1 protein-coding gene is annotated in these 1,546 nt (G+C 75.9%); it reads left to right on the forward strand.

Annotated features, from left to right (window positions below; genetic code table 11):
* Positions 1–23 precede the first annotated feature (23 nt).
* Positions 24–1,546, forward strand: a 1,523-nt coding sequence (locus ETD85_RS66590; RefSeq protein ID WP_240780192.1) for a DUF5682 family protein, incomplete at its 3' end; no start/stop codon positions are given.

Consider the following 1,546-nt stretch of genomic DNA (forward strand, 5'->3'; position numbering starts at 1 on the left):
GGGTGGCTGCGGGCCGAGGGGCGGTGCGGGGTAGGGGCGCGGACGTGTTCGTGCTCGGCGTGCGGCATCACGGGCCCGGGTCCGCGCGGGCCGTCGCGGCGGAGCTGCGTCGGCTGCGGCCCGAGGTCATCCTCATCGAGGGCCCGCCCGAGGCCGACGCGCTCGTCAGGCTCGCGCCCGAGCTGGAGCCGCCGGTCGCGCTGCTGGCGCACGTGCCGGGGCAGCCCTCCCGTGCCGCCTTCTGGCCGTTCGCCGAGTTCTCGCCGGAGTGGCAGGCGATCCTGTACGGCACCGCCGCCGGCGTCCCCGTACGCTTCTGCGACCTGCCGGCGGCCCACTCGCTGGCCGACGACCCCGACGGCGATGCTCCCGGCCTGCCCGGCGACTCGATGGGCGATGCTCCCGGCCTGGACGGCAAGGCGTCTGGCCTGGACGACGAGGCGCCCGGCTCGGACGGCAAGGCGTCTGGCCTGATCGACGGCGCGGACGGCGAGGCGCCCGGTTCGGTCGGCCACTCCGGTGACGGGACGCCGGGTTCGGTCGGCGACCCCGGTGATCAGGAGCCTGGCTCGGGCGGCGGCGTGGACGGGGAGGCGCCTGGTTCGGCCGACGATTCCGAGGACGGGGTGCCGGGCCTGGCAGGCGGACCCGGGGGTGAGAGGGTCAACCCCGCTGACGCGATGAGCAGGCTGCATGCCGACCCCATCGGGGTGCTGGCCGCCGCCGCCGGGTACGACGACCCCGAACGCTGGTGGGAGGACGTGGTCGAGCACCGCGGTGACACGCCCTTCGAGGTGATCGCCGAGGCCATGGCCGCCGTACGCGAGGGCTACGAGCCCGACGCCCGGGAGGCCAGGCGCGAGGCGTACATGCGCAAGACCCTGCGCGCGGCCCTCAAGGAGGGTTTCGCCAGGATCGCGGTAGTGTGCGGGGCCTGGCACGTCCCCGCGCTGACCGGGCCGCTGCCGCCCGCATCGGCCGACAACGCGCTCCTGCGCGGCCTGCCCAAGGTGAAGGCGGAGCTGACGTGGGTGCCGTGGACGTACGGGCGGCTGGCCTCCTGGAGCGGCTACGGGGCGGGGATCACCTCGCCCGGCTGGTACCACCACCTGTTCGGCGCGCCCGACCGGCCCGTGGAGCGGTGGCTGGCCGAGGCCGCCGCGGTGCTGCGTGACGAGGGGCTGCCCGTGTCGTCCGCGCATGTCATCGAGTCCGTACGCCTGGCCGAGAGCCTGGCGGCGCTCCGCGGCAGGCCGCTGGCCGGGCTGGGGGAGGTCACCGAGGCGGCCAGGGCCGTGCTGTGCGAGGGCGACGACCTGGCGGTGGCGCTGATCCAGCGGCGCATGGTCGTGGGCGACCGGCTCGGGCACGTCACCGACGGCACGCCGATGGTGCCGCTCCAGCGGGACCTGCGCGAGCAGCAGCGGCGGCTGAAGCTCAAGCCCGAGGCGCTCGACCGGGAGATCGACCTCGACCTGCGCAAGCCGCTCGACCTGGACCGCAGCCACCTGCTGCACCGGCTGCGGCTGCTCGGGGTCGGCTGGGG

Origin of the sequence: Nonomuraea zeae (assembly GCF_005889725.1) — a bacterium.
Taxonomy (GTDB): Bacteria; Actinomycetota; Actinomycetes; order Streptosporangiales; family Streptosporangiaceae; genus Nonomuraea; species Nonomuraea zeae.